At 69.7% G+C, this 25,697-nt stretch carries 19 protein-coding genes; 14 read left to right on the plus strand and 5 right to left on the minus strand.

Annotation, left to right across the window (positions count from 1 at the left end; all coding sequences use genetic code 11):
- Positions 1–162: 162 nt before the first annotated feature.
- Positions 163–819 (minus strand): MBL fold metallo-hydrolase, encoded by a 657-nt coding sequence (locus CP983_RS32800; protein WP_093745612.1) that lies wholly within the window; start codon positions 817–819, stop codon positions 163–165.
- A gap of 87 nt (positions 820–906) precedes the next feature.
- Positions 907–1,593 (minus strand): maleylpyruvate isomerase family mycothiol-dependent enzyme, encoded by a 687-nt coding sequence (locus CP983_RS32805; protein ID WP_150503626.1) that lies wholly within the window; start codon positions 1,591–1,593, stop codon positions 907–909.
- Positions 1,594–1,844: 251 nt separating this feature from the next.
- On the opposite strand from CP983_RS32805, the gene uvrA reads away from it, so the two are divergent.
- Positions 1,845–4,901: an excinuclease ABC subunit UvrA gene (gene uvrA, locus CP983_RS32810; protein ID WP_125524007.1), complete on the plus strand. Its 3,057-nt coding sequence runs from the start codon at positions 1,845–1,847 to the stop codon at positions 4,899–4,901.
- A gap of 159 nt (positions 4,902–5,060) precedes the next feature.
- Here uvrA and CP983_RS32815 read toward each other — a convergent pair whose 3' ends face one another.
- From CP983_RS32815 to CP983_RS32825, 3 genes are all read right to left on the minus strand, one after another.
- A complete protein-coding gene (locus tag CP983_RS32815) occupies positions 5,061–5,972 on the minus strand; it encodes a carbohydrate kinase family protein (protein WP_150503628.1) in 912 nt (303 codons plus the stop codon).
- On the minus strand, positions 5,969–7,018 hold the full coding sequence (locus CP983_RS32820; protein ID WP_150503630.1) for a LacI family DNA-binding transcriptional regulator: 1,050 nt from the start codon (positions 7,016–7,018) through the stop codon (positions 5,969–5,971). Before CP983_RS32820 ends, CP983_RS32815 begins: the two co-directional genes overlap by 4 nt.
- Before the next feature lie 348 nt (positions 7,019–7,366).
- Positions 7,367–8,323 carry a hypothetical protein gene (locus CP983_RS32825; protein WP_125524004.1) on the minus strand — a complete coding sequence of 319 codons (957 nt, stop codon included), beginning with the start codon at positions 8,321–8,323 and terminating at the stop codon, positions 7,367–7,369.
- Positions 8,324–8,942: 619 nt separating this feature from the next.
- Here CP983_RS32825 and uvrC point away from each other — a divergent pair.
- The 13 genes from uvrC to CP983_RS32895 all read left to right on the plus strand — a co-directional run bounded on the left by uvrC (position 8,943) and on the right by CP983_RS32895 (position 25,697).
- On the plus strand, positions 8,943–11,135 hold the full coding sequence (uvrC, locus tag CP983_RS32835) for an excinuclease ABC subunit UvrC (RefSeq protein WP_150503632.1): 2,193 nt from the start codon (positions 8,943–8,945) through the stop codon (positions 11,133–11,135).
- The gene (gene rapZ, locus CP983_RS32840; protein ID WP_030952638.1) at positions 11,132–12,148 is read left to right on the plus strand and encodes an RNase adapter RapZ; all 1,017 of its coding nucleotides are present in this window, start codon (positions 11,132–11,134) and stop codon (positions 12,146–12,148) included. The genes uvrC and rapZ overlap by 4 nt, the downstream gene beginning before the upstream one ends.
- On the plus strand, positions 12,145–13,212 hold the full coding sequence (locus CP983_RS32845) for a gluconeogenesis factor YvcK family protein (protein ID WP_107907169.1): 1,068 nt from the start codon (positions 12,145–12,147) through the stop codon (positions 13,210–13,212). The genes rapZ and CP983_RS32845 overlap by 4 nt, the downstream gene beginning before the upstream one ends.
- The gene (gene whiA / locus CP983_RS32850; RefSeq protein ID WP_062719176.1) at positions 13,203–14,192 is read left to right on the plus strand and encodes a DNA-binding protein WhiA; all 990 of its coding nucleotides are present in this window, start codon (positions 13,203–13,205) and stop codon (positions 14,190–14,192) included. The genes CP983_RS32845 and whiA overlap by 10 nt, the downstream gene beginning before the upstream one ends.
- A 151-nt stretch (positions 14,193–14,343) precedes the next feature.
- Positions 14,344–17,298 carry a M14 family metallopeptidase gene (locus CP983_RS32855; RefSeq protein ID WP_150503634.1) on the plus strand — a complete coding sequence of 985 codons (2,955 nt, stop codon included), beginning with the start codon at positions 14,344–14,346 and terminating at the stop codon, positions 17,296–17,298.
- Positions 17,299–17,527: 229 nt separating this feature from the next.
- Complete coding sequence (gap, locus tag CP983_RS32860) at positions 17,528–18,535, plus strand: type I glyceraldehyde-3-phosphate dehydrogenase (RefSeq protein ID WP_030951405.1); 1,008 nt, start codon at positions 17,528–17,530, stop codon at positions 18,533–18,535.
- Between the two features lie 141 nt (positions 18,536–18,676).
- Entirely contained in the window at positions 18,677–19,888 is a 1,212-nt protein-coding gene (locus CP983_RS32865) for a phosphoglycerate kinase (protein WP_150503636.1), read from the plus strand.
- A gap of 5 nt (positions 19,889–19,893) precedes the next feature.
- Positions 19,894–20,670, plus strand: coding sequence for a triose-phosphate isomerase (tpiA, locus tag CP983_RS32870; protein WP_107907172.1), 777 nt, complete (start codon positions 19,894–19,896; stop codon positions 20,668–20,670).
- Between the two features lie 102 nt (positions 20,671–20,772).
- A complete protein-coding gene (gene secG / locus CP983_RS32875; RefSeq protein ID WP_030951411.1) occupies positions 20,773–21,003 on the plus strand; it encodes a preprotein translocase subunit SecG in 231 nt (76 codons plus the stop codon).
- A gap of 200 nt (positions 21,004–21,203) precedes the next feature.
- Positions 21,204–21,539: an RNA polymerase-binding protein RbpA gene (locus CP983_RS32880; RefSeq protein ID WP_003976875.1), complete on the plus strand. Its 336-nt coding sequence runs from the start codon at positions 21,204–21,206 to the stop codon at positions 21,537–21,539.
- A 146-nt stretch (positions 21,540–21,685) separates the two neighbouring features.
- Positions 21,686–22,954, plus strand: coding sequence for an MFS transporter (locus tag CP983_RS32885; RefSeq protein ID WP_150503638.1), 1,269 nt, complete (start codon positions 21,686–21,688; stop codon positions 22,952–22,954).
- A gap of 52 nt (positions 22,955–23,006) precedes the next feature.
- Positions 23,007–24,662, plus strand: coding sequence for a glucose-6-phosphate isomerase (gene pgi / locus CP983_RS32890; RefSeq protein WP_150503640.1), 1,656 nt, complete (start codon positions 23,007–23,009; stop codon positions 24,660–24,662).
- Positions 24,663–24,752: 90 nt separating this feature from the next.
- Complete coding sequence (locus CP983_RS32895) at positions 24,753–25,697, plus strand: hypothetical protein (protein WP_125523997.1); 945 nt, start codon at positions 24,753–24,755, stop codon at positions 25,695–25,697.

Genomic DNA, 25,697 nt, shown 5'->3' on the forward strand with positions numbered 1-25,697 from the left:
GCAACAACGCGCGCCGGGAGCGCGCGCATGACACCAGAGTGTGTGAACGGTTCACACGGGGCGCGTGCGCGGGGCGCGCGGTGATTGGCCCCGCGCTCCTAACCGTTCAACGGCCCCACGTCTGCCTCGTTCAAAGGCCCCGCGTCTGCTCCCGGTTCGGGCTCACCAACCCCGCGCGTGCCACTCCGGCAGATGCGGCCGCTCGGCGCCCAGCGTCGTGTCGTTGCCGTGCCCGGGGTAGACCCACGTCTCGTCGGGCAGCGTGCCGAAGATCTTCGTCTCGACGTCGTGGATCAGGCTGGCGAACGCCTTCGGGTCCTTGCGGGTGTTGCCCACGCCGCCGGGGAAGAGGCAGTCGCCGGTGAAGACGTGCGGGTGCCCGTGCGGGTCGTCGTAGACGAGAGCGATCGAGCCCGGCGTATGCCCCACCAGGTGGCGCGCGGTGAGCTCCACGCGCCCCACTCGGATGGTGTCGCCGTCGTCGACCAGTACGTCGGTCGGCACCGGGATGCCGTCGGCGTCGTCCCGTCCGGCGTACGTGCGGGCGCCGGTGCCCTCGACGACCGCGGCGAGCGCCTGCCAGTGGTCGCCGTGCTGGTGCGTGGTGACGACGGACGCGATGCCGTCGTCCCCGATCATGCCGAGCAGCGTGTCCGCGTCGTTGGCGGCGTCGATCAGCAACTGCTCGTCCGTGGCCCGGCACCGCAGCAGATAGGCGTTGTTGTCCATCGGGCCGACCGCGATCTTGGTGATCATCAGGTCCTTGAGCTCATGCACGTCGGCGGGGCCACCGACCGTCACCTGTCCGCTGTACGTCATGGCGGCAGCCTATAGCGGCGGAGCGGCCGGTGGCCCCCGGCGCTACAGCGGCGAAAGCGTTGGCAGGGCGGCCGGTGGCCCCCGGCGCTACAGCGGCGGAAGCGCCGGCAGTACGCCGCCCTCCGCGGTCAGCCCGGCCCCGTCGCGGCGCCCGGCGAGCCAGCCGAGCAGGTCGGGCGCGGTGCCCCGGACGGTGACCTCGGCGGCGTCCGCCTCCCGGCCCGTGCTCCACGCGCGCGTGCCGTCCGTGAGCCGGGTCGGCGGCACGTCGGCGTGCCCGGTGAACCGGTCCGCGAGGAAGTCGATCTCCCGCTCCACGAATTCCGCCGGGAGGTCCTCAAGCTCGTATCCGATCCCGAGATCGACGTGGTGCAGCTCCACCTCGACCCACCGCCGGAACGGCACCCTGGCCGCCGCGTCGGTCACGCCGTTCCGCAGCTCCACCGTGCGCGCCCAGTCCGCGGGCACGGCGCCCGCCTCCTGGAAGCGGCTGCCGCTCTCCCGCACGTCCGTGAGCTGGACATCGAGGGGGCGCGGGGCGTCGCGCTCGATGTCGGCGTCCCGGGCGGTGGCGGAGACGTACATGGGACGCCCTTGAAGGACGTTCACGAGGGCGTCCGCGTTGCGGGCGATGTGTGCGAGGACGTGGCCGCGGCTCCAGCCGGGGAGCCGTGACGGCTCGGCCACTGACGCGTTGTCCAGTTTTGCCGCTGCGGTGAGCAGCCGATCGGTAGCTTCACGTACAGACACCAGGTCACGAGCGTGATCAATCATGGTGCTGACATTAGCCCCGCCACACCTTTGGGTGAAGGTGGTGAACGAGTGCCGTAAATCGAATGCGCGTGCTATAGGGTCGGTCGTGGCGTCGGGCATGCTGGATGGTCGGGGATTGTTGACGCATCCGGGAATCCGACCGGCGTTGTCAGTGGCGCCCCCTAGTCTGAGAAAGCACGGGGGACTCGAGTCCGAGAACACACGGGGGCCTCGCCTTCGTGTCACTTCTCTCAAGAAAGGTGCGGACCGGCGTGGCCGACCGTCTCATCGTCCGTGGCGCGCGCGAGCACAATCTGAAGAATGTCTCGCTCGACCTGCCACGCGACTCGCTCATCGTCTTCACGGGCCTGTCGGGGTCGGGCAAGTCCTCGCTGGCCTTCGACACCATCTTCGCCGAGGGACAGCGGCGCTACGTGGAGTCGCTGTCGTCGTACGCCCGGCAGTTCCTCGGCCAGATGGACAAGCCGGACGTCGACTTCATCGAGGGTCTGTCCCCGGCCGTCTCCATCGACCAGAAGTCGACCTCGCGCAACCCGCGCTCGACGGTCGGCACCATCACCGAGGTCTACGACTACCTGCGGCTGCTCTTCGCGCGCATCGGCAAGCCGCACTGTCCCGAGTGCGGCCGGCCGATCTCCCGCCAGTCGCCGCAGGCCATCGTCGACAGGGTCCTGGAGCTGCCGGAGGGGAGCCGCTTCCAGGTGCTGTCGCCGCTGGTGCGCGAGCGCAAGGGCGAGTTCGTCGACCTCTTCGCCGACCTCCAGACCAAGGGCTACTCCCGCGCGCGCGTGGACGGCGAGACGATCCAGCTGTCCAGCCCGCCCACGCTGAAGAAGCAGGAGAAGCACACCATCGAGGTGGTCGTCGACCGCCTCACGGTGAAGGACTCCGCCAAGCGCCGCCTCACCGACTCCGTGGAGACCGCCCTCGGGCTCTCCGGCGGCATGGTCGTGCTCGACTTCGTCGACCTTCCCGAGGACGACCCCGAGCGCGAGCGCATGTACTCGGAGCACCTGTACTGCCCGTACGACGACCTCTCCTTCGAGGAGCTGGAGCCGCGCTCCTTCTCCTTCAACTCGCCGTTCGGCGCCTGCCCCGAGTGCACCGGCATCGGCACGCGCATGGAGGTCGACCCCGAGCTGATCGTCCCGGACGAGGACAAGTCCCTCGACGAGGGCGCCATCCACCCCTGGTCGCACGGCCACACCAAGGACTACTTCGGCCGTCTGATCGGTGCCCTGGCGGACGCGCTCGGCTTCCGGACCGACATCCCCTTCGCGGGCCTGCCGCAGCGCGCCAAGAAGGCCCTGCTGTACGGCCACAAGACGCAGATCGAGGTGCGCTACCGCAACCGGTACGGCCGCGAGCGCGTCTACACGACGCCTTTCGAAGGGGCCGTCCCCTTCGTCAAGCGCCGGCACAGCGAGGCCGAGAGTGACGCCAGCCGTGAGCGCTTCGAGGGCTACATGCGCGAGGTGCCCTGCCCCACCTGTGAGGGCACGCGACTGAAGCCGATCGTCCTCGCGGTCACGATCATGGAGAAGTCGATCGCCGAGGTCTCCGCGATGTCGATCAGCGACTGCGCGGAGTTCCTGGGCGAGCTGAAGCTCAACGCCCGCGACAAGAAGATCGCCGAGCGCGTGCTGAAGGAGGTCAACGAACGACTGCGGTTCCTGGTCGACGTCGGCCTGGACTACCTCTCGCTGAACCGCGCGGCCGGCACGCTCTCCGGCGGCGAGGCCCAGCGCATCCGCCTGGCCACCCAGATCGGCTCCGGACTCGTCGGCGTGCTGTACGTCCTCGACGAGCCGTCCATCGGTCTGCACCAGCGCGACAACCACCGGCTGATCGAGACCCTCGTCCGACTGCGCGACATGGGCAACACGCTCATCGTCGTCGAGCACGACGAGGACACCATCAAGACCGCCGACTGGATCGTCGACATCGGCCCCGGCGCCGGTGAGCACGGCGGCAAGGTCGTGCACAGCGGCTCCCTGAAGGAGCTTCTCGCCAACGCCGAGTCGCAGACCGGCCTGTACCTGGCCGGTAAGAAAGCGATCCCGGTGCCCGACATCCGGCGCCCGCACGACCCGTCCCGGCTGCTCACGGTGCACGGTGCCCGGGAGAACAACCTCCAGGACATCGACGTCTCGTTCCCGCTGGGCGTGTTCACGGCCGTCACGGGCGTGTCCGGCTCGGGCAAGTCGACGCTGGTCAACGACATCCTGTACACGCACCTGGCCCGCGAGCTCAACGGCGCCCGGAACGTCCCGGGGCGGCACACGCGCGTGGACGGCGACGACCTCGTGGACAAGGTCGTGCACGTCGACCAGTCGCCCATCGGCCGCACCCCGCGCTCGAACCCTGCGACGTACACCGGTGTCTTCGACCACATCCGCAGGCTGTTCGCCGAGACCACCGAGGCGAAGGTCCGCGGCTACCAGCCCGGCCGCTTCTCCTTCAACGTCAAGGGCGGCCGCTGCGAGAACTGCGCGGGCGACGGCACCATCAAGATCGAGATGAACTTCCTCCCGGACGTGTACGTCCCGTGCGAGGTCTGCCACGGCGCCCGGTACAACCGGGAGACCCTGGAGGTCCACTACAAGGGCAAGTCCATCTCCGAGGTCCTGAACATGCCGATCGAAGAGGCCATGGACTTCTTCGAGGCCGTCCCGGCGATCAACCGCCACCTGAAGACGCTGAACGACGTCGGACTCGGCTACGTCCGGCTCGGCCAGTCGGCGACCACCCTGTCCGGCGGTGAGGCGCAGCGCGTGAAGCTCGCGAGCGAGCTCCAGAAGCGCTCCACCGGCCGCACGGTCTACGTCCTCGACGAGCCGACCACCGGTCTGCACTTCGAGGACATCAGCAAGCTGCTGAAGGTCCTCTCCGGCCTGGTCGACAAGGGCAACACGGTCATCGTCATCGAGCACAACCTCGACGTGATCAAGACCGCCGACTGGCTCGTGGACATGGGCCCCGAGGGCGGCGCCGGCGGTGGCCTGGTCATCGCCGAGGGCACGCCCGAGGAGGTCGCCGCGGTGCCCGCCAGCCACACCGGCAAGTTCCTGCGCGAGGTCCTCGGCGCCGACCGCATCAGCGACGCGGCCTCGGTGAAGGCCCCGCGCAAGGCGGCGGCCAAGAAGACGGTCGCGGCAAGGACGGCGGCGAAGAAGACGGCGACGGCGAGAACCACGAAGGCGGCCAACAACAAGGCCACCGACAAGGCGACCGGCGCCACCAAGAAGGCAGCCGCCACGAAGAAGACGACTCCCGCGAAGAAGACGACGCGGGCCCGCAAGGCCTGACCTCGGCGAGCGACGAGTCCGAAGAAATACCGAAACGGGCGGCGCCCCGCGGGAACTCCCCGCGGGGCGCCGCCCGTTGGATCATCAGCGGCCCGAGCCAGGCGGCCGCGAAGGACCTTGACTCCTCAAGAGCGGAATGAAGGAAGCGCGCAACGCCTCCTAGAAGTCCCCCAGTTCGGAGGCGTACGGCGGTTCGGCACCCGCCCGGGAACAGGTGATCGCGGCAGCCCGCGCCGCGAACCGCAGCAGCCGTGTCCAGCCGTCGGCATCGAGTCCCACGAGCGCCTCGGCGGACAGGGCGTCCAGGGCCGCCAGACCGTGCAACAGCGCCGCGTTGACGGTGTCGCCCGCACCGATCGTGTCCACGACGTCGACTGCCTCGCCCGGTACGGAGTGCACGGCGCCGTCCCGTGTGAACGCGGTCAGCCCGTCACCGCCCCGCGTGATCACCACGGCAGCGGGTCCCGCCTCCAGCCACTCACGCGGCGTGCCGCCCAGCCACTCCGCGTCCTCCTCGGAGAGCTTGAGCAGCGTCACCGACGGCAGCCAGCTCTTGAACCGGGCCCGGTAGCCATCCGGGTCGGGGATCAGTCCGGCCCTGATGTTCGGGTCGAGCGCGGTGAACACCCCTTGCGCGGCCGCACTCCGCATCAGCTCCTCATACGCGCTCGCCCCCGGCTCCAGGACGAGCGAACAGGTGCCGAAGGAAACCGCGCGGGTCTGAGTGGGCAGCTCCGCGGGTGCCGTGAAGAGCCGGTCGGCGGTGCCCTCGACATAGAAGGAGTAGGCGGCCGACCCCTTCTCGTCGATGGTGGCGACCGCGAGAGTCGTCGGCTCTATCCCGCGCTGCACGGCCGACACGTCCACCCCGGCCTCCCGCAGCCCGTCCAGGAGGGCCTCACCGAACGCGTCGGAGGAGGTCCGGGAGCAGAAAGCACCGGGGGAGCCGAGTCGGCCCAGGGCAACGGCGGTGTTGTAGGGGCCGCCGCCGAGCGCCGGCTTCAGGCTCGCGAGGGCGCCCGTGCCCTGCGGTACCAGGTCGATCAGGGCCTCACCGGCGACGACGATCACGAGGCGGTTCCTTTCACGGACGTCAGGGACTGTTCGGGGCAGCCGCACGACGTGCGGTGCACGAAGGTGCAGGGGAGACGCACGGTCCGGGCGGGCCGGTCCGGTGCGGCGAGACGGTCCAGCAGCACGCTCACCGCCTGGGCGCCGATGTCCCTGCTGGGCTGGGCGATCGCGGTCAGCCTGGGGGAGAACAGATCGGCCCAGGCGAAGTCGTCGAAGCAGCACAGGGCGATGTCATCGGGCACGGACAGCCCGTGGTCGCGCAGGCTGCGCAGGGCGCCCATGGTCATCGCGTTGTTGGCGGTGACGAGAGCGGTGGGCGGCGAGGTGAGCGACAGGAGCGCGGTCGTGGCCTGTTCGGCGCCGGGCGACTCGGAATTGCCGTGCACGACGAGCCCCTCGTCGTGGGCGAGTCCGGCGGCCGCCAGGCCGTCCCGGTATCCGGCGAGACGCTCACTGGTGGTGCTGAGCCCGGGAAGGCCGGCGACGAGGCCGATCCTCCGGTGACCGAGACCGGCGAGATGGGTGACGAGCCGGGCCGTGGGCTCGGCGCTGTTGGCGCAGACCTGGTCGAACTCCGTCGAGCCGTCCGCCGGGGCGTCGACCACGCGGTCGAGGAGGACGGCCGGCACCTTGTGGCGCCCCAGGTAGGCGAGGAGCTCCCGCGGATCGGCGGAGGGCGCGACGATCATGCCGTCCACGCGACGCTCGTGCAGAAGCTGCACGACCTTGCGTTCATGCACCGGATCGTCGTGCGGGTCGGCGATGAGCAGGCTGTAGCCGTGCTCCAGGGCCGCGGCCTCGACGCCCTGGAGGATCTCCGTGAAGTACGGGTTGCTGATCGCCGACACCGCGAGCCCGATGGACCGGGTGCGGGAGGTCACCAGAGAGCGGGCGAGGGTGTTGGGCGTGTAGCCGAGCTCCTCCATGGCGTCCAGTACCGCCTGGCGGGTGTGGGGCAGCACGTGGCGGGTTTCGTTCAGCACATGGGAGACGGTCGCTACGGACACGCCGGCACGCCGCGCGACGTCGGCCATGGTCGCCATCGAGACGCTCTCCCTCTCCGTCGCCCCCGCGCGGCGCCTCGTCCCGGGCCGCCGCAGTTTCTCTTCTGGCGGGGAAGGTATCCCATCCGGGGGCGGACGTAAACGCTTGCGCAATCGTTTACGTCCCGGACCGGCAGCATCGAGAGGAACCTTAGGAGCGAGGGGTGTGGAGGCGCACCAGGGCCTCCCGAGATCAGCGGACCGACCTCAGAAGCCGAAGCGCGATGAGGCAGCAGAAGCGCGATCAGGCTACGGACAGCGCGCGGTGGCGCCGGCCGCGGGCAACGCGAGGTGGCCGCCAGTCCGCGGACAGCCCGAGGCGGGGCCACGAGCGCCCGAGAGGACGGCTCACTCCCACTCCCACCCGATGCCCACGATCCCCGTCCGCACCCGTGGCTCGACAAGGTGGACGGACCGGTGCAGCCCGCTGATGGCCAGCCCTTGGCGGCCACTGCGCGGTGCCGCCGCCGAGTGCTGGGCGAATCGGTGGCAGCGGGCCGGGAGGGCGTGCTCGGCGAAGCGGACCTGGAGGGCGTACTGGCCGCCCGCGAGAGGGAAGCCGCGGGCGTACTCGCGGGACACGTCGGCCGTGCCGTCCTCGACGCCGTAGCGGAAGAGGTAGGTGTCGCCGGCCCGCAGGCGGGTGCCGAAGAGCAGCTCGGCGACGAGGACACCGGTGTCGTGGTGCCAACGGACCCGGCCCGTGCGGCAGTTCTCCAGCGCGTGCACGGTCATGCGCTCCGGGGTGCACCCCGGGTCGCCGTGGTGGACGGCCACGAAACGGTCCACGCCGTCCTTGTGGGCCCGCACTATGTGGTGCGACTCGCGTCCCGCCAGCTCACGGCGCGCCCCGATCCGGACCTGCTCGTGGTGGGCGAGGGTGTGCAGGCCGCCGTCGACGGGGCAGTCCAGCTCGGCCAGCAGCCGCTCCAGCATGCCCGAGGCCTCCACCAGGGAGCGGTAGGAGCGGGCGGCGGGCTGCTGGAGGGCGGAGTGCTCGTCGGCCTCGGACAACAGCCTGATCAGGGACTCCTCCGGCAGCTGAAGGATCTCCTCCAGCGCCCGCACCGCACGAAGTGACTCGGGCCGCTGGGGCCGCCGGGCCCCCTGCTGCCAGTAGCTCAGGCTGGTGACGCCGACCTTCACACCGCGACGGGACAGGTGGTGCTGCACGCGCTGGAGAGGCAGTCCCCGGGCGGCTATCGCTGCACGCAGGGCGGCATGGAAGGGGCCGCCTCGCAGGGCCGAGTCCAGTTCCGCGGAGGCGACGGCGGCGATGTCCGCGTGCTGTGTGGCGTGCGGCATGCAGGGGCCTTTCTGTGGGTGTTTCACAACGGCTGGTCAGACCGTTCACGCGACTGATCGGGGTCACCCCGTCGGGGCGTCGGGGGGTGTTCACATCCGTACGCCGCCGTTCAGTTCCCCGAGTTCCCCCGCATTGAAGCGTGTTGACCAAGTCCCGACAACACCTGATGCCCAACAGCAGCCCACTCCTGGCCGAGTCGCGATACGTCCACATCAAGTCGCCGTGTCCGGGCCGGCGTTGCCGAGCACGCAACTGAAGGCCTACAACGGCGGGGCCGTTCTCTGCGGGAAAGCACGCCGGACCGTGGCGACGAGCACCTGGCGATTGTGGAGATCGACCTACGGCCCCCGGCGCAGGACGCACACCCACGCCCGCGGCCCCGGGGCGCGGACCCAGCACGCCCGCCCCCGCGAGCCCTCGCCCCGACGGCCGGGGTCACTCCGGCCGGGGCGCACCCCGACGCCGCAGGTCACCGAGGGCAGAGACGGATGTCCTGTGCCGGTCGTACTCCGGAGGTCCGGTGCCGGGCGTTCCCGCCTTCCCGGTGATCCGCCGACTGTGGCGGAGGTTATCCACAGGCTCGCCGGACTGTCACCGGGCGCCAGTAGGGTGTGAGACATGGCCGACCCCTCCAGCTACCGCCCCAAGCCGGGACAGATCCCCGACTCTCCCGGGGTGTACAGGTTCCGCGACGAGCACCGCCGGGTGATCTACGTCGGAAAGGCGAAGAGCCTGCGCCAGCGCCTGGCGAACTACTTCCAGGACCTGGCGGGCCTGCACCCGCGCACCCGCACGATGGTGACCACGGCGGCGTCCGTGGAGTGGACGGTGGTGTCCACGGAGGTCGAGGCCCTTCAGCTGGAGTACTCCTGGATCAAGGAGTACGACCCTCGGTTCAACGTCAAATACCGCGACGACAAGAGCTACCCCTATCTCGCGGTGACGATGAACGAGGAGTTCCCGCGTGTGCAGGTGATGCGCGGTCACAAGAAGAAGGGCGTCAGGTATTTCGGGCCGTACGCGCACGCGTGGGCGATCCGGGACACCGTCGACCTACTGCTGCGCGTCTTCCCGGTCCGCACCTGCTCGGCCGGCGTGTTCAAGAACGCCTCCCGCACCGGCCGCCCCTGCCTGCTCGGCTACATCGGCAAGTGCTCCGCCCCCTGCGTGGGCCGCGTCTCCGCCGAGGACCACCGTGAACTCGCCGACGAGTTCTGCGACTTCATGACCGGCCGCACCGGCACCTATCTGCGCCGCCTGGAGAAGCAGATGATGGAGGCGGCCGAGGAGATGGAGTACGAGCGGGCCGCCCGCCTGCGCGACGACATCGAGGCCCTGAAGAAGGCCATGGAGAAGAACGCGGTCGTGCTCGCCGACGCGACCGACGCCGACCTCATCGCCGTCGCCGAGGACGAGCTGGAGGCGGCCGTGCAGATCTTCCACGTCCGCGGCGGACGCGTACGCGGCCAGCGCGGCTGGGTCACCGACAAGGTCGAGGAGATCACCACCGGCGCCCTCGTCGAGCACGCTCTCCAGCAGCTCTACGGCGAGGAGACCGGGGACGCGGTGCCCAAGGAGGTGCTCGTCCCGGCCCTGCCCGACCCGCTGGAGCCCGTGCAGGAGTGGCTGTCCGGGCGCCGCGGCTCCAATGTCTCGCTGCGCATCCCCCAGCGCGGCGACAAGCGCGCCCTCATGGAGACGGTGGAGCGCAACGCACAGCAGGCCCTCGTCCTGCACAAGACCAAGCGGGCCTCCGACCTGACGACCCGCTCGCGCGCGTTGGAGGAGATCGCCGACGCCCTCGACCTGGACAGCGCCCCGCTGCGGATCGAGTGCTACGACATCTCTCACCTCCAGGGCGACGACGTCGTGGCCTCCATGGTCGTCTTCGAGGACGGCCTGGCCCGCAAGAGCGAGTACCGCCGCTTCCAGATCAAGGGCTTCGAGGGCCAGGACGACGTCCGGTCCATGCACGAGGTGATCACCCGCCGCTTCAGGCGCTACCTCGCCGAGAAGGAGCGCACGGGCGAGTGGTCCGACGGCGAGAGCACCCTCGCCGGCACGCCGTCCGACTCCACTGGCGACACGCCGTCCGACTCCTTCGGCGACACGTCCTCCGACACGTTCGGCGAGGCGTCCTCCACCCCGTCCGGCGACACGCCGTCCGACGACCTGACCACCACGTCCCCCGACGCCCTCACCAGCAGCCTCAAGGACGACGACGGCCGCCCCAAGCGCTTCGCCTACCCGCCCCAGCTCGTCGTCGTGGACGGCGGCCAGCCGCAGGTCGCCGCAGCTCAGCGGGCCCTGGACGAGCTCGGCATCGACGACATCGCTGTCTGCGGCCTCGCCAAGCGCCTGGAGGAGGTCTGGCTGCCCGGCGACGACGACCCGGTCGTCCTGCCCCGCAGCAGCGAGGGCCTCTATCTGCTCCAGCGCGTCCGTGACGAGGCCCACCGCTTCGCGATCACCTACCAGCGCACCAAGCGCGCCAAGCGCTTCCGGGCCAGCCCCCTGGACGACGTCCCCGGCCTCGGCGAGACCCGCAAGCAGGCGCTGATCAAGCACTTCGGTTCGGTGAAGAAGCTGCGAGCTGCGACCATCGACCAGATCTGCGAGGTCCCCGGCATAGGCCGCAAGACGGCCGAGACCATTGCCGCGGCCTTCGCCCAGGCGGCCCCGGCCGCGCCCGCCGTGAACACGGCGACTGGAGAGATCATGGATGACGAGGAATCCGAAACGACGGCGGAGACCTCGGGGGAGCCCGTGTCCGCGGGCGCCCCGGACGAACGACGGGGGCAGGAGAGATGAGCGAGCACCACACACAGCCCACAGGCGAGCGAGATCAGCAGGCCCAGGAAACGCACAAGAAGACCGGCGAGGATCTCACCCAGCAGGACGCACCTCAGAACGACGGAGCACAGGTGAGTACGGGTAGCGACACGGCCGGGGCCCCCGAGGCGGCCATCCCCGAGCTCGTGATCATCTCCGGCATGTCCGGGGCCGGCCGCTCGACGGCGGCCAAGTGTCTGGAGGACCTCGGCTGGTTCGTCGTCGACAACCTCCCGCCCGCGCTGATTCCCACGATGGTGGAGCTCGGTGCCCGTTCCCAGGGCAACGTGGCGCGGATCGCGGTGGTCGTCGACGTCCGCGGCCGGCGCTTCTTCGACAACCTCCGCGAGTCCCTCTCCGACCTCGACACCCGGGGCGTGACGCGCCGGATCGTCTTCCTGGAGTCCTCCGACGACGCCCTGGTGCGCCGCTTCGAGTCGGTGCGCCGCCCGCACCCCCTCCAGGGCGACGGCCGTATCGTCGACGGCATCGCCGCCGAGCGGGAGCTGCTGCGCGAGCTGCGCGGCGACGCCGACCTGGTGATCGACACCTCCAGCCTCAACGTGCATGAACTGCGGGCCAAGATGGACGCCCAGTTCGCCGGCGAGGAGGAGCCCGAGCTGCGGGCCACGGTCATGTCCTTCGGGTTCAAGTACGGCCTCCCGGTCGACGCCGACCTGGTCGTGGACATGCGCTTCCTGCCCAACCCGCACTGGGTCCCGGAGCTGCGCCCCTACACCGGCCTCAACGAGGAGGTGTCGGCGTACGTCTTCAACCAGCCCGGCGCGAAGGAGTTCATCGACCGCTACTCCGAGCTGCTCCAGCTCGTCGCGGCCGGATACCGTCGCGAGGGCAAGAGATACGTGACCATCGCGGTCGGCTGCACCGGCGGCAAGCACCGCTCGGTCGCCACCTCCGAAAAGCTCGCCGCCCGCCTCGCCTCCCAGGGCGTGGAGACGGTGGTCGTACACCGGGACATGGGACGGGAATGACGGCACGTACTCCGCGGCTGAGCAGATTGCGCCGGGCGATGCCCGAGTCACGCGCAAGCCGGCCCGCCGAGGCCCGGGGCGGCCGACCACGCCGCCGTGGCACCCAGCCCAAGGTCGTCGCCCTGGGCGGCGGTATGGGTCTGTCCGCCTCGCTCGCCGCACTGCGCCGGATCACCGGCGACCTTACCGCCGTCGTCACCGTGGCCGACGACGGCGGCTCCAGCGGGCGTCTGCGCGACGAGCTTGGCGTGCTGCCGCCCGGCGACCTGCGCAAGGCCCTGGCCGCGCTGTGCGGCGACGACGACTGGGGCCAGACCTGGGCCCGCGTCATCCAGCACCGCTTCCACTCCCAGGGCGACCTGCACGACCACGCGGTCGGCAATCTGCTGATCGTCGCCCTGTGGGAGCAGCTCGGCGATCACGTCCAGGCGCTCGACCTGGTCGGCAAGCTGCTCGGCGCGCACGGGCGCGTGCTGCCGATGTCGGCCGTGCCGCTGGAGCTCCAGGCCCTGGTCAAGGGCCACGACCCGGACCGGCCCGAGGAGGTCGACACCGTTCGCGGACAGGCCACAGTCGCCCTCACCCCCGGTGAGGTGCAGTCGGTGCACCTCGTGCCGCTCGACCCGCCGGCCGTCCCGGAGGCCGTCGCCGCCGTCCGGGACGCGGACTGGGTGGTGCTCGGCCCCGGGTCCTGGTTCTCCTCGGTCATCCCGCACCTGCTCGTGCCGGAACTCCTGGACGCGCTCACCGAGACGAAGGCGCGCCGGGTACTCTCCCTGAACCTCGCGCCGCAGCCGGGAGAAACAGAGGGCTTCTCCCCGCAGCGTCATTTGGAGGTTTTGGGACGACACGCCCCTAAACTCGCCCTGGACGTGGTGCTGGCCGACGAGGCCGCCGTGCCCGACCGCGATGTCCTCACCGAGGCCGCCAAGCGGCTCGGTGCGGCGGTCGAGCTGGCGCCTGTGGCCCGGACGGACGGGACGCCCCGGCACGACCCGGAGCTCCTCGCCGCCGCGTACGACCGTATTTTTCGGATGCATGGAAGGATCGGCCCATGGCGATGACGGCAGCGGTGAAGGATGAGATCTCCCGACTCCCCGTCACCCGGACCTGCTGCAGGAAGGCGGAGGTCTCCGCCATTCTGCGGTTCGCCGGCGGCCTCCACCTGGTCAGCGGGCGCATCGTGATCGAGGCGGAGCTGGACACCGCCATGGCGGCCCGCCGCCTCAAGCGCGACATCCTGGAGATCTTCGGCCACAGTTCCGAGCTGATCGTGATGGCCCCGGGCGGGCTGCGCCGCGGCTCGCGTTACGTCGTACGGGTGGTTGCGGGCGGTGACCAGCTGGCCCGGCAGACCGGTCTGGTCGACGGGCGGGGCCGCCCGATCCGCGGCCTGCCCCCGCAGGTCGTGTCCGGGGCCACCTGTGACGCCGAGGCCGCCTGGCGAGGCGCGTTCCTCGCGCACGGCTCGCTCACCGAGCCCGGCCGCTCCTCCTCCCTGGAGGTGACCTGCCCCGGCCCCGAGGCCGCGCTCGCCCTGGTCGGCGCCGCCCGCCGGCTGTCGATCGCCGCGAAGGCCCGCGAGGTGCGCGGCGTCGACCGGGTCGTCGTCCGTGACGGCGACGCCATCGGCGCCCTGCTCACCCGCCTCGGCGCGCACGAGTCCGTGCTCGCCTGGGAGGAGCGCCGGATGCGCCGCGAGGTCCGCGCCACGGCGAACCGCCTCGCCAACTTCGACGACGCCAACCTGCGCCGCTCCGCCCGCGCGGCCGTCGCCGCCGGTGCCCGTGTCCAGCGCGCCCTGGAGATCCTCGGCGAGGAGGTCCCCGAGCACCTCGCCGCCGCCGGACGTCTGCGCATGGAGCACAAGCAGGCCTCCCTGGAGGAGCTGGGCGCGCTCGCCGACCCGCCGCTGACCAAGGACGCCGTCGCCGGCCGTATCCGCAGGCTGCTGGCCATGGCGGACAAGCGGGCCCAGGACCTCGGCATCCCGGGCACCGAGGCCAACCTCAGCGAGGAGCTGGCGGACAACCTCGTCGGATGACGTGACTGATCGTCAACGTCTCGGTGCCGACGTCCACTTGGGACGTCGGCACCGGTATTTGTCGGTCTTTGCGGCACTCTTGACTGGAACATGAAGTGGCCCGAGCCTGGCAGTCATTCGTCACTGTGGCGAAACACTGCTAGGGGGGTACATGAGACCCAGAGCGAGATCGATCCTCGCTGTCGGCGCTCTCCTCATAGGTGGAGCGAGTATCGCACCCATAGCCCAGGCACAACCGGGCAGTTCACAAGATTCCGACCCGAGTGAAGTGAAGGTCTTCCGGGCCGAGATCACCAAGAAGCAGGTACCCCTGCTGCTGGCGGCCGGTCAGGACGGCCACGAACTCAGTGAGCAGGCGCCCGCCAAGGGCACGGCCACCGTCGAGGTCTACCTCACCGACGACCAGGCCGAGAAACTCCAGAAGCAGGGCGTCGAGCTCACCGAGCACGACCTCTCCGCCAAGGCGGAGGCCCGCACCGAGAAGGCCGCGGAGGGCGTGTTCCGCCCGTACAGCGGCGCCGGGGGGCTCAAGGAGGAGATAGTCAGGGCCGGGCAGCAGAACCCGGGCCTCACCAAGGTCGTCTCCATCGGCAAGACGGTGGGCGGCCAGGACATCCTCGCGCTCAAGCTCAGCAAGAACGCCAAGAAGAACAAGGACGGCGCCAAGCCCGCCGTCCTCTACATGTCCAACCAGCACGCGCGCGAGTGGATCACGCCGGAGATGACCCGGCGTCTGATGCACTACTACCTGGACAACTACAAGACGGACAAGCGCGTCAAGAAGATCGTCGACTCGACCGAGCTGTGGTTCGTCCTCTCGGCCAACCCCGACGGCTACGACTACACCCACAAGGACGCCGCCAACCGCCTGTGGCGCAAGAACCTGCGGGACATCAACGCCGACGGTGTGATCAGCACCGGTGACGGCGTCGACCTCAACCGCAACTTCTCCTACAAGTGGGGCTACGACGACGAGGGTTCGTCCCCGAACCCCACCAGCGAGACCTACCGCGGGGCGAGCGCCGGCTCGGAGCCCGAGACCAAGGCGATCGATGCCTTCCAGAAGCGCATCGGCTTCACCTACGGCATCAACTACCACTCCGCCGCCGAACTCCTCCTCTACGGCGTCGGCTGGCAGGTGGCCACCAACACCCCCGACGACGTGTTGTACAAGGCGCTCGCCGGCACCCCGGACAACTCCGCGATCCCCGGCTACCGGCCGCAGGTCTCCTCGGAGCTGTACACGACCAACGGCGAGGCGGACGGTCATGCCTCGAACGTCAACGGCCTGGCGATGTACACGCCCGAGATGTCGACCTGCCAGACCGCGTCGAACATCGACCCGAACGACCAGTGGAACGCGGCCGACTGCCAGTCGGTGTTCAACTTCCCGGACGACGAGAAGCTGATCCAGGACGAGTTCGCCAAGAACGTGCCGTTCGCGCTGTCCGTCGCCGAGAGCGCCGAGCGGCCCGACCAGCCCGTCTCCTCGCTCGGCCTGAAGGCCGCCGACTTCACCCCGGCGCCGTTCACCACGTCGTACTCCCGCGGCGCGGACCAGGAGGTCTCCGTCGTCGTACGCAAGTCCGTGCGCGACAAGGAGCTCAAGTACCGCGTCAACGGCGGCCGTACGCACGACATGTCGCTGCGGCCCTGGAGGGGCGGCGAGACGTACGGCGGTGAGGACAACCTCTACTTCGACGAGTACCGCGCCAAGGTCGCCGACGGCGATCGCGGCGACAAGGTCGAGGTGTGGTTCACCGGCGAGACCAGGAGCGGCAAGAAGGTCTCCAGCGAGCACTTCACGTACACCGTGGCCGAGCGGCCGCGCGCGGACGTGCTCGTGGTCGCCGAGGAAGGCGCCGGCGCCACCCACGCGCAGAAGTACGTCGACGCGCTGAAGGCCAACGGCCACCGGGCGATCGTCTGGGACGTCGCCGCGCAGGGCGCGCCCGACGCGCTCGGCGTGCTGGACCACTTCGACACGGTCGTCCACTACACGGGCGCGAACGTCCCCGGCAACGCCACCCAGCTCCAGCTGCGCGCCTACCTCAACGAGGGCGGCAAGCTGGTGGAGGCGGGCGAACAGGCCGGCGGCAACGTCGACCTCGGCGACGGCACCCTGTCGAACGACTTCAGCCAGTACTACCTGGGCGCGTACACCCGTACGTCGCTGCCCGGCGCCACCGGCTTCACCGGTTCCGGCAAGCTCGGCGGGGTCACCGGAGCGCTCGGTGACGCGACCGGCAACCCGCTGGACAAGGCCGGGAGTTACAGCGTCACCTCGGACCAGCTGGCCGCCGACAAGTACCCGCAGTTCGCCAGCGCGGGCGCGGGCCAGTTCGCCGGCACGGTCAACCCGTACGGTCCCTACGCGGGTTCGTGGATGGCGGCGGCCGTGCACACCGACGACGCCTACAAGCGGCTCACCAGGACGGTCGACCTCACCGGGGTGACCGCGGCACAGCAGCCGACCCTGCGCACCCAGTTGCTGTGGGACGTCGAACCTGGCTACGACAACGTCCTGATCGAGGCGCACGTCACCGGGGCCGAGGACTGGACGACACTCCCCGAGAAGAACGGCGCCGGCTCCAACGCCGTGCCTGCGGAGTGCGAGGCCGGCTTCTACATGGCCGAACACCCCTGGCTCAAGCACTACCTGACACAGTCCGCCGCGGGCTGCACCGCGTCCGGCACCAGCGGCCAGTGGAACGCGCTCACCGGCGCCTCCGCGGGCTGGAAGCAGGTCGAGTTCGACCTGAGCGCGTACGCCGGCAAGTCGGTGGAGCTCTCGATCGCCTATGTCTCCGACCCGGGCTTCGGCGGGCGCGGCGTTCTCGCCGACCAGGCCTCGCTCGTCGTCGGCGGCGCAGCCACCGAGACCGACGGCTTCGAGACGTCGCTCGGCGCCTGGAGCGTGACCGGACCGCCCGCGGGCAGCCCGGCCGTGCTCAAGGACTGGACGCGCACCGGGGCGCTGTTCCAGACGTACGGCGCGATCACCACGGACGACACGGTGCTCCTCGGCTTCGGCCTGGAACACGTCGCCGCGGCGGCCGACCGGACGGCGCTCATCGGAAAAGCCCTTTCCTCACTTGAGAAATGACACGCCGAGGTCAACCGCGCGCAACGCACGGTGACCGGAACGAGTGATCCGGGCTTCCCGGCGGGGCGGTCCGTACCCCTACTGGCGGGTACGGACCGCCCTGCGGTCTATGAGGCATCTGGATGTCACCACGGAGGCCACAGAGAGGTAGGGTCGTAGGCGGTCGGGGACATCCCAAATAGAGCTCGCCGGCACCGCATGGCCGGCGTACCAACGAGGAGATCGGTTCGTGACGATCCGCGTAGGCATCAACGGCTTCGGTCGTATCGGTCGCAACTACTTCCGCGCGCTGCTGGAGCAGGGTGCTGACATCGAGATCGTGGCTGTCAACGACCTGGGTGACACCGCGACCACTGCCCACCTGCTGAAGTACGACACCATCCTGGGCCGTCTCAAGGCCGAGGTGTCGCACACCGCCGACACGATCACCGTCGACGGCAAGACCATCAAGGTCCTGTCCGAGCGCAACCCCGCCGACATCCCGTGGGGCGAGCTGGGCGTCGACATCGTCATCGAGTCGACCGGCATCTTCACCAAGAAGGAAGACGCCGCCAAGCACCTCGCCGGTGGCGCGAAGAAGGTCCTCATCTCGGCTCCGGCCAAGGACGAGGACATCACCATCGTCATGGGTGTCAACCAGGACAAGTACGACCCGGCGAACCACCACGTCATCTCCAACGCCTCCTGCACCACCAACTGTGTGGCGCCGATGGCGAAGGTCCTCGACGAGAACTTCGGCATCGTCAAGGGTCTGATGACCACGGTGCACGCGTACACCAACGACCAGCGCATCCTGGACTTCCCGCACAAGGACCTGCGCCGCGCCCGTGCCGCCGCCGAGAACATCATCCCGACCACCACGGGTGCCGCGAAGGCCACCGCGCTGGTCCTGCCGCAGCTCAAGGGCAAGCTGGACGGCATCGCCATGCGCGTCCCGGTCCCGACCGGCTCGGCCACCGACCTCGTCGTGGAGCTGTCCCGCGAGGTCACCAAGGACGAGGTCAACGCCGCCTTCAAGAAGGCCTCCGAGGGCGAACTCCAGGGCTACCTGACCTACACCGAGGACGAGATCGTCTCCTCGGACATCGTCAGCGACCCGTCGTCCTGCACCTTCGACTCCTCCCTGACCATGGTCCAGGAGGGCACGTCGGTGAAGATCCTCGGCTGGTACGACAACGAGTGGGGCTACTCCAACCGCCTCGTCGACCTGACGGTCTTCGTCGGCAACCAGCTCTGATCGGCAGAGCAGCACCTTGATGTAGGGCAGGGCCCGTGCGGCGCAGGGACGCGCCGCCCGGGCCCTGACTCACGTGCAGACCAGGCCTTTTAGGATCACTGGCGATCCGAGCATACGAACCCTCCTCGGGAGTCCCCTTCCATGAAGACGATCGACGAACTCCTCGCTGAAGGAGTCGCGGGCCGGCGGGTCTTCGTCCGCGCCGACCTGAACGTGCCGCTGGACGGCACCACCATCACCGACGACGGCCGCATCCGCGCCGTGCTGCCCACCGTCAAGGCTCTGGCCGACGCGGGCGCGCGCGTGGTCGTCGCCTCGCACCTCGGCCGCCCCAAGGGTGCCCCGGACCCCGTGTTCTCCCTCGCGCCCGCCGCCGCGCGCCTCGGTGAACTCCTCGGCGCCGACGTGGCCTTCGCGACCGACACGGTCGGCGAGTCCGCCCAGGCCGTCGTCGCCGGCCTCTCCGACGGCCAGGTCGCGGTCATCGAGAACCTCCGCTTCAACGCCGGCGAGACGAGCAAGGACGACGCCGAGCGCGCCGCCTTCGCCGACCAGCTGGCCGCCCTCGCCGATGTCTATGTCGGAGACGGATTCGGCGCGGTGCACCGCAAGCACGCGTCCGTGTACGACCTCCCGGCCAAGCTGCCGCACTACGCCGGCTACCTCATCGCGAACGAGGTCGCCGTCCTGAAGAAGCTCACCGAGGACGTCAAGCGGCCGTACGTCGTCGCGCTCGGCGGCGCCAAGGTCTCCGACAAGCTCGCCGTCATCGACCAGCTGCTCGCCAAGGCCGACCGGCTGCTCATCGGAGGCGGCATGGCGTACACCTTCCTCAAGGCCAAGGGCTACGAGGTCGGCATCTCCCTCCTCCAGGCGGACCAGATCCCGGCCGTCATCGAGTACATGGAGCGCGCCGAGAAGAACGGCGTCGAAATCGTTCTGCCGGTGGATGTCCTGGTCGCCGGCGAGTTCCCGGACCTGAAGACCAAGGCCCCGGCCAACCCCACGACCGTCGCCGCGGACGCCATGCCCGCCGACCGGATGGGCCTGGACATCGGTCCGGAGTCCCGCAAGTTGTACGCCTCGAAGCTCGCCGACGCCGGCACCGTTTTCTGGAACGGCCCCATGGGCGTCTTCGAGCACCCCGACTACGCCGAGGGCACCAAGTCGGTCGCCCAGGCCCTCCTCGACTCCCCGGGCTTCACCGTGGTCGGCGGTGGCGACTCCGCCGCTGCCGTCCGCACCCTGGGCTTCGACGAGAACGCATTCGGCCACATCTCGACCGGTGGCGGCGCCTCCCTCGAATACCTCGAGGGCAAGACGCTCCCCGGCCTCGCCGCACTGGAGGACTGACCTCAATGAGCACGCGCACGCCGCTGATGGCGGGCAACTGGAAGATGAACCTCAACCACCTCGAGGCCATCGCGCACGTCCAGAAGCTCGCCTTCGCCCTGGCCGACAAGGACTACGACGCCGTCGAGGTCGCCGTCCTGCCGCCCTTCACCGACCTGCGCTCCGTGCAGACCCTGGTCGACGGCGACAAGCTGAAGATCAAGTACGGCGCCCAGGACATCTCGGCGCACGACTCCGGTGCCTACACCGGCGAGATCTCCGGTCCGATGCTGGCCAAGCTGAAGTGCACGTACGTGGCGATCGGCCACTCCGAGCGCCGCCAGTACCACGCGGAGACCGACGAGATCGTCAACGCCAAGGTCAAGGCCGCCTACAAGCACGGCCTGACCCCGATCCTGTGCGTCGGTGAGGAGCTGGAGGTCCGCGAGGCGGGCAACCACGTCTCCCACACCCTCACCCAGGTCGAGGGCGGTCTGAAGGACCTCCCGGCCGAGCAGGCCGAGTCCGTCGTGATCGCCTACGAGCCCGTGTGGGCCATCGGCACCGGCAAGGTCTGCGGCGCCGAGGACGCCCAGGAGGTCTGCGCCGCGATCCGTGGCAAGATCGCCGAGCTGTACACGCAGGAGCTGGCCGACAAGGTCCGCATCCAGTACGGCGGCTCCGTCAAGGCGGGCAACGTCGCCGAGATCATGTCGCAGGCCGACATCGACGGCGCCCTGGTCGGCGGTGCCTCGCTGGACGCCGACGAGTTCGTCAAGATCGTGCGCTTCCGCGACCAGTGAGTATGCGGTAGCGGCGATCCGTCGTACCCTGGCGGGGGCACAGCCCGGTGGCTGTGCCCCTGTCGTCCATCCAGATCCGAGGAAGTTGGTCCAGCCGTGGTTATGGGGTTCTCGATCGCCCTGATCGTCTTCAGCGGGCTGCTGATGCTGCTGGTGCTGATGCACAAGGGCAAGGGCGGCGGCCTCTCCGACATGTTCGGTGGCGGCATGCAGTCGTCCGTCGGTGGCTCCTCGGTCGCCGAGCGCAACCTCGACCGGATCACTGTTGTGGTCGGTTTGCTCTGGTTCGCGTGCATTGTCGTGCTCGGCATCATGATGAAGGTCAACAACTGACGAGCACGCACAATCCACACGTAAGGCCCCATGTTCGGTACGCGCAGCTCAGCGCGGCCTATCATGGGGCTTGCGTCTTGGTGTAGGGGTCTGTAACTCCAATCACTGGACGCGCGTTGGGCCTTACGTAGACTGAGGCGCTCGCAGCGAAGCGAAACGCCGACTCGCTTTGCGGCACCATCACGCAGGGAGTTACGACCGTGGCAAGTGGCAACGCGATCCGAGGAAGCCGGGTCGGGGCGGGGCCGATGGGCGAGGCCGAGCGGGGCGAGTCCGCGCCCCGGCTGCGCATCTCCTTCTGGTGCTCCAACGGGCATGAAACGCAGCCCAGCTTCGCCAGCGACGCGCAGGTTCCCGAAACCTGGGACTGCCCGCGCTGCGGCTTTCCCGCCGGACAGGACCGGGACAACCCGCCGGACCCGCCGCGCACCGAGCCCTACAAGACGCACCTCGCGTATGTACGGGAGCGACGCAGTGACGCGGACGGCGAGGCGATCCTCGCCGAGGCGCTCGCCAAACTGCGGGGCGAGATCTAGGAATTGAGGACCGGCCGGGTGCCCATGGGTGCCTGGCCGGACCTGTCCGACGGGCTGCCCGGATTCCGCTCCGGGGCCGATTGTCAGTGGTGCCCTCTACGGTTTGTGTATCGATCTTTCGGATCGATCGACCGGGAGGGGGAGCCGTGGCGACGGCTGAGACGGTGGGCGGGCGCGCGCCGGCATGGCGCGGTGGCTTCGGACGGCTGTGGGGCGCCGCCGTGCTCTCCAGCTTCGGAGACTCCCTGCGTACGGCAGCCCTGCCGCTCCTCGCCGTCACGCTCACGGACCGGCCGCTGCTGATCGCCGCGGTCACCGCCTGTGGCTATCTCCCCTGGATCGTCTTCGGGCTGCTCGGCGGCGCCGTCGCCGATCGGGTGGACCAGCGGCGCGCGATGTGGACGGTGGACGCGTTACGCGGACTGCTGGTCGCCGCGTTCGCCGTGGTCGTGGCGCTCGGGCACGCCTCGATCGGCCTGCTCATCGCGCTGGCCTTCACCCTGACCACGCTCCAGACCCTGTTCGACAACGCCTCCACGGCCCTGCTCCCCGCCCTGGTGGACCGGGACGCGCTCGGCAGCGCGAACGCCCGGCTGATGACCGGGCAGCGCATCGCGGGCGGCCTGATCGGCGGGCCGCTCGTGCCGTTGCTGCTGGTCGCGGGGGCCGCCGTGCCCTTCGTCGCCGACGCCGCCACCTTCCTGGTCGCGGCCGCGCTGGTGGCCTCGCTGCGGATCACGGCGCCCGAGCGGACGCCGGCCCCGGCGGGCAGCACCCTGCGCCGGGAGATCGGCGAGGGGCTGCGCACCCTGTGGCGCGACCGGGCCCTGAGAGGGCTGTGCGCCGCCACCGCCCTGTGCAACATCGGCATGGGCGCCCAGCTCGCGACCCTGGTCGTCCTGGTGACCGGGTGGCTGGACGCCGGGGCCACGGGGTACGCGGCGGCCGGCGCGGCCTTCACCGTCGGGGGCCTGGCCGGGGGAGTGGTGAACGGCTGGATCGTGAAGCGGCTGGGCCGGGTGCGGGCCGTGCTGGTCGCGGGCGCGGTGCAGACCGGGGCCCTGATCGTCATGGGCACCGTGCGCAGCCTGGCCGTGCTGGTGGCGGCGCTGATCGTCTTCGGACTCATGGGCATGGTGTGGAACGTCAACACGACGACGCTCATGCAGCAGTGCAGCCCTGCCGAACTGCTCGGCCGGGTCGCCTCGGCCTTCAGAACCCTGGCCTTCGCCGGAGTGCCGCTCGGCGCTTTGCTGGGGGGTGCCGTCGCCACCGCCTGGGGCCTGAACACCCCGCCCCTGCTCACGGCGGCCTTCTTCGTGCCGGCCCTGATCGCGCTGATACCTGCGGGCAAGCGGGACGTACCTGTTGTTGCGCAGGACGACGACCGCAGGACAGCTCACGTCCAGCGCTGATCAATTAGGTTGGAACAGCTGGGACAGGCACGAAAGAAGGCTGAAGTCGGACATGAACGCAGACGGCCGTACCAGGCTCAATCAGACGCCCGAGTGGAGCGCGCTGACCAAGCACCGCGAGGAGCTCGGCGACGTCGGGCTTCGGGAGCTGTTCGCCGCCGACCCCGATCGCGGCTCGGGCTACACCCTCCAGGTCGGCGACCTGCACATCGACTACTCCAAGCACCTGGTCACCGACGAGACGCTGCGGCTGCTGCGTGAGCTGGCCGCCGCCACGGACGTGTTCGGGCTGCGGGACGCCATGTTCCGCGGCGAGAAGATCAACACCACCGAGGACCGCGCCGTGCTGCACACCGCGCTGCGCGCCCCGCGCGAGGCGGTGATCGAGGTCGACGGGGAGAACGTCGTGCCGGGTGTGCACGCCGTCCTCGACAAGATGGCCGGCTTCGCCGAGCGGGTCCGCTCCGGCGTCTGGACCGGCCACACCGGCAAGCGGATCAAGAACGTCGTCAACGTCGGCATCGGCGGCTCCGACCTCGGTCCGGCGATGGCCTACGAGGTGCTGCGCAGCTTCACCGACCGCGACCTCACCGTCCGCTTCGTGTCGAACGTCGACGGTGCCGACCTGCACGAGGCCACCCGGGACCTGGACGCGGCCGAGACGCTGTTCGTCATCGCCTCGAAGACGTTCACCACGATCGAGACGATCACCAACGCCACGTCCGCGCGGGACTGGCTCCTCGCCGAACTGAAGGCCGGGCCGGAGGCCGTCGCCAAGCACTTCGTCGCCCTGTCGACGAACGCCGAGAAGGTCGCCGACTTCGGCATCGACACGGCCAACATGTTCGAGTTCTGGGACTGGGTCGGCGGGCGCTACTCCTTCGACTCGGCGATCGGCCTGTCCCTGATGATCGCCATCGGGCCGGACCGCTTCCGTCAGATGCTCGACGGTTTCCGCACCGTCGACGAGCACTTCCGCACCGCGCCCGCCGAGGAGAACGTCCCGCTGCTGCTCGGTCTGCTGGGCATCTGGTACGGCAACTTCCACGACGCCCAGTCGCACGCGGTGCTGCCCTACAGCCACTACCTGTCCAAGTTCACTGCGTATCTCCAGCAGTTGGACATGGAGTCCAACGGCAAGTACGTCGGCCGGGACGGTCGGGAGGTCGACTGGCAGACCGGGCCGGTGGTGTGGGGCACGCCGGGCACCAACGGGCAGCACGCGTACTACCAGCTGATCCACCAGGGCACCAAGCTCATCCCGGCGGACTTCATCGGCTTCGCCGAGCCGGTCGCCGAGATGAGCGACGGACTCAAGGCGCAGCACGACCTGCTGATGGCGAACTTCTTCGCGCAGACGCAGGCGCTGGCGTTCGGCAAGACGCCGGAGGAGGTGCGCGCGGAGGGGGTGCCCGAGGAACTGGTGACGCACAAGACGTTCAAGGGCGACCACCCGACGACCACGATCCTCGCGCGTGAGCTGACGCCGTCCGTGCTGGGGCAGTTGATCGCGCTGTACGAGCACAAGGTGTTCGTGCAGGGCGCGGTGTGGAACATCGACTCCTTCGACCAGTGGGGCGTGGAGCTCGGCAAGGTCCTCGCCAAGCGGGTCGAGCCCGCGCTGACCGAAGGGGCCGAGGTGCCGGGTCTGGACGCGTCGACGAAGGCGCTCGTCGCCAAGTACCGGGAGCTGCGCGGCCGGAAGTGACACGGTTACGGAAAGCGGGCGGCGCGTGGCCGTCCGCTTCCCGTAGACTCCCTCGTCGATCATGACAACGATCACTCGGGGGAGTGCAAGTTGACTTATCCACAAGGGAGTTGGACCGGCGGTACGCTGACCGCGCGGTCCTTCCTGAAGCCCCATCGTGTGGCGCGGGCGGTGTTCCATCCGGCCTGGATCCCACAGTCGCTGGATCCTTCGGTGGATGCCCTCAAGAAGGTGCGGGTCATCGCCGGCGCGGTCGCGGGGTTCGGCGTCTACACCTTCGTGGAGGGCGGGTTCGCCTTCGACGAGATGCTGGACAACGCGGCGACGGCCTGTCTGGTGCTGCTGTTCATCACGCCGCTCACCGTGGGCGTGATGCTCTACCTCTGGCAGCGCTCCGGCGCCGGCACGGTGGCGCAGCTGAAGGATCCGCTTCTGCGGTCGCTGAAGTTGCTGCTGCTGTTCATCGGCTCGGCGCTCGGCACAGTGCTGATCTTCCAGCTGGGCGGGTCCCTCGGGATGCTCGGGACCCTGCTGGTCAGCGTCGTGGGGCTCTGGATGGCGTTCTTCGTGATCGCCGGCGCCTACCGGATCTCGGGGAACTTCTTCGGCACCGCGGTCGTGCACCGCTGTCTGCCGCCGCTGCTGGCCACGGTGACGACATGGCTCATGGCCATTCCCGATCTCGTCACCGGTGATCTGCACGGCCTCAGCCTCGCCATGGGCGTCTTCTTCATCCTGGGCGCCCCGGTGACGGTCACGGCCATCGCCATGCTGGAGATGGGCCGCCTCAAGAACCGCTACGGCATCCGGCTCGCGGACCACCCGGCCGTCCTGTCACCGATGCCGGGACCCACGCCCGGTCCGGCGCCGACCCCGCCGCCACCGTCGTACGCCCCGAACGGCTTCGTGCCGCCGCAGGGCAACCCGTACGGGACGCCCCCGCACGGCAGCCCGTACACGCAGGGTCCGCAGAATCCGTACGCGCCGCAGCCGCCGTACAACCCGCCGGCGCCGCCCCCGTACAACCCGCAGTAG

Source organism: Streptomyces chartreusis, assembly GCF_008704715.1.
Lineage (GTDB): Bacteria > Actinomycetota > Actinomycetes > Streptomycetales > Streptomycetaceae > Streptomyces > Streptomyces chartreusis.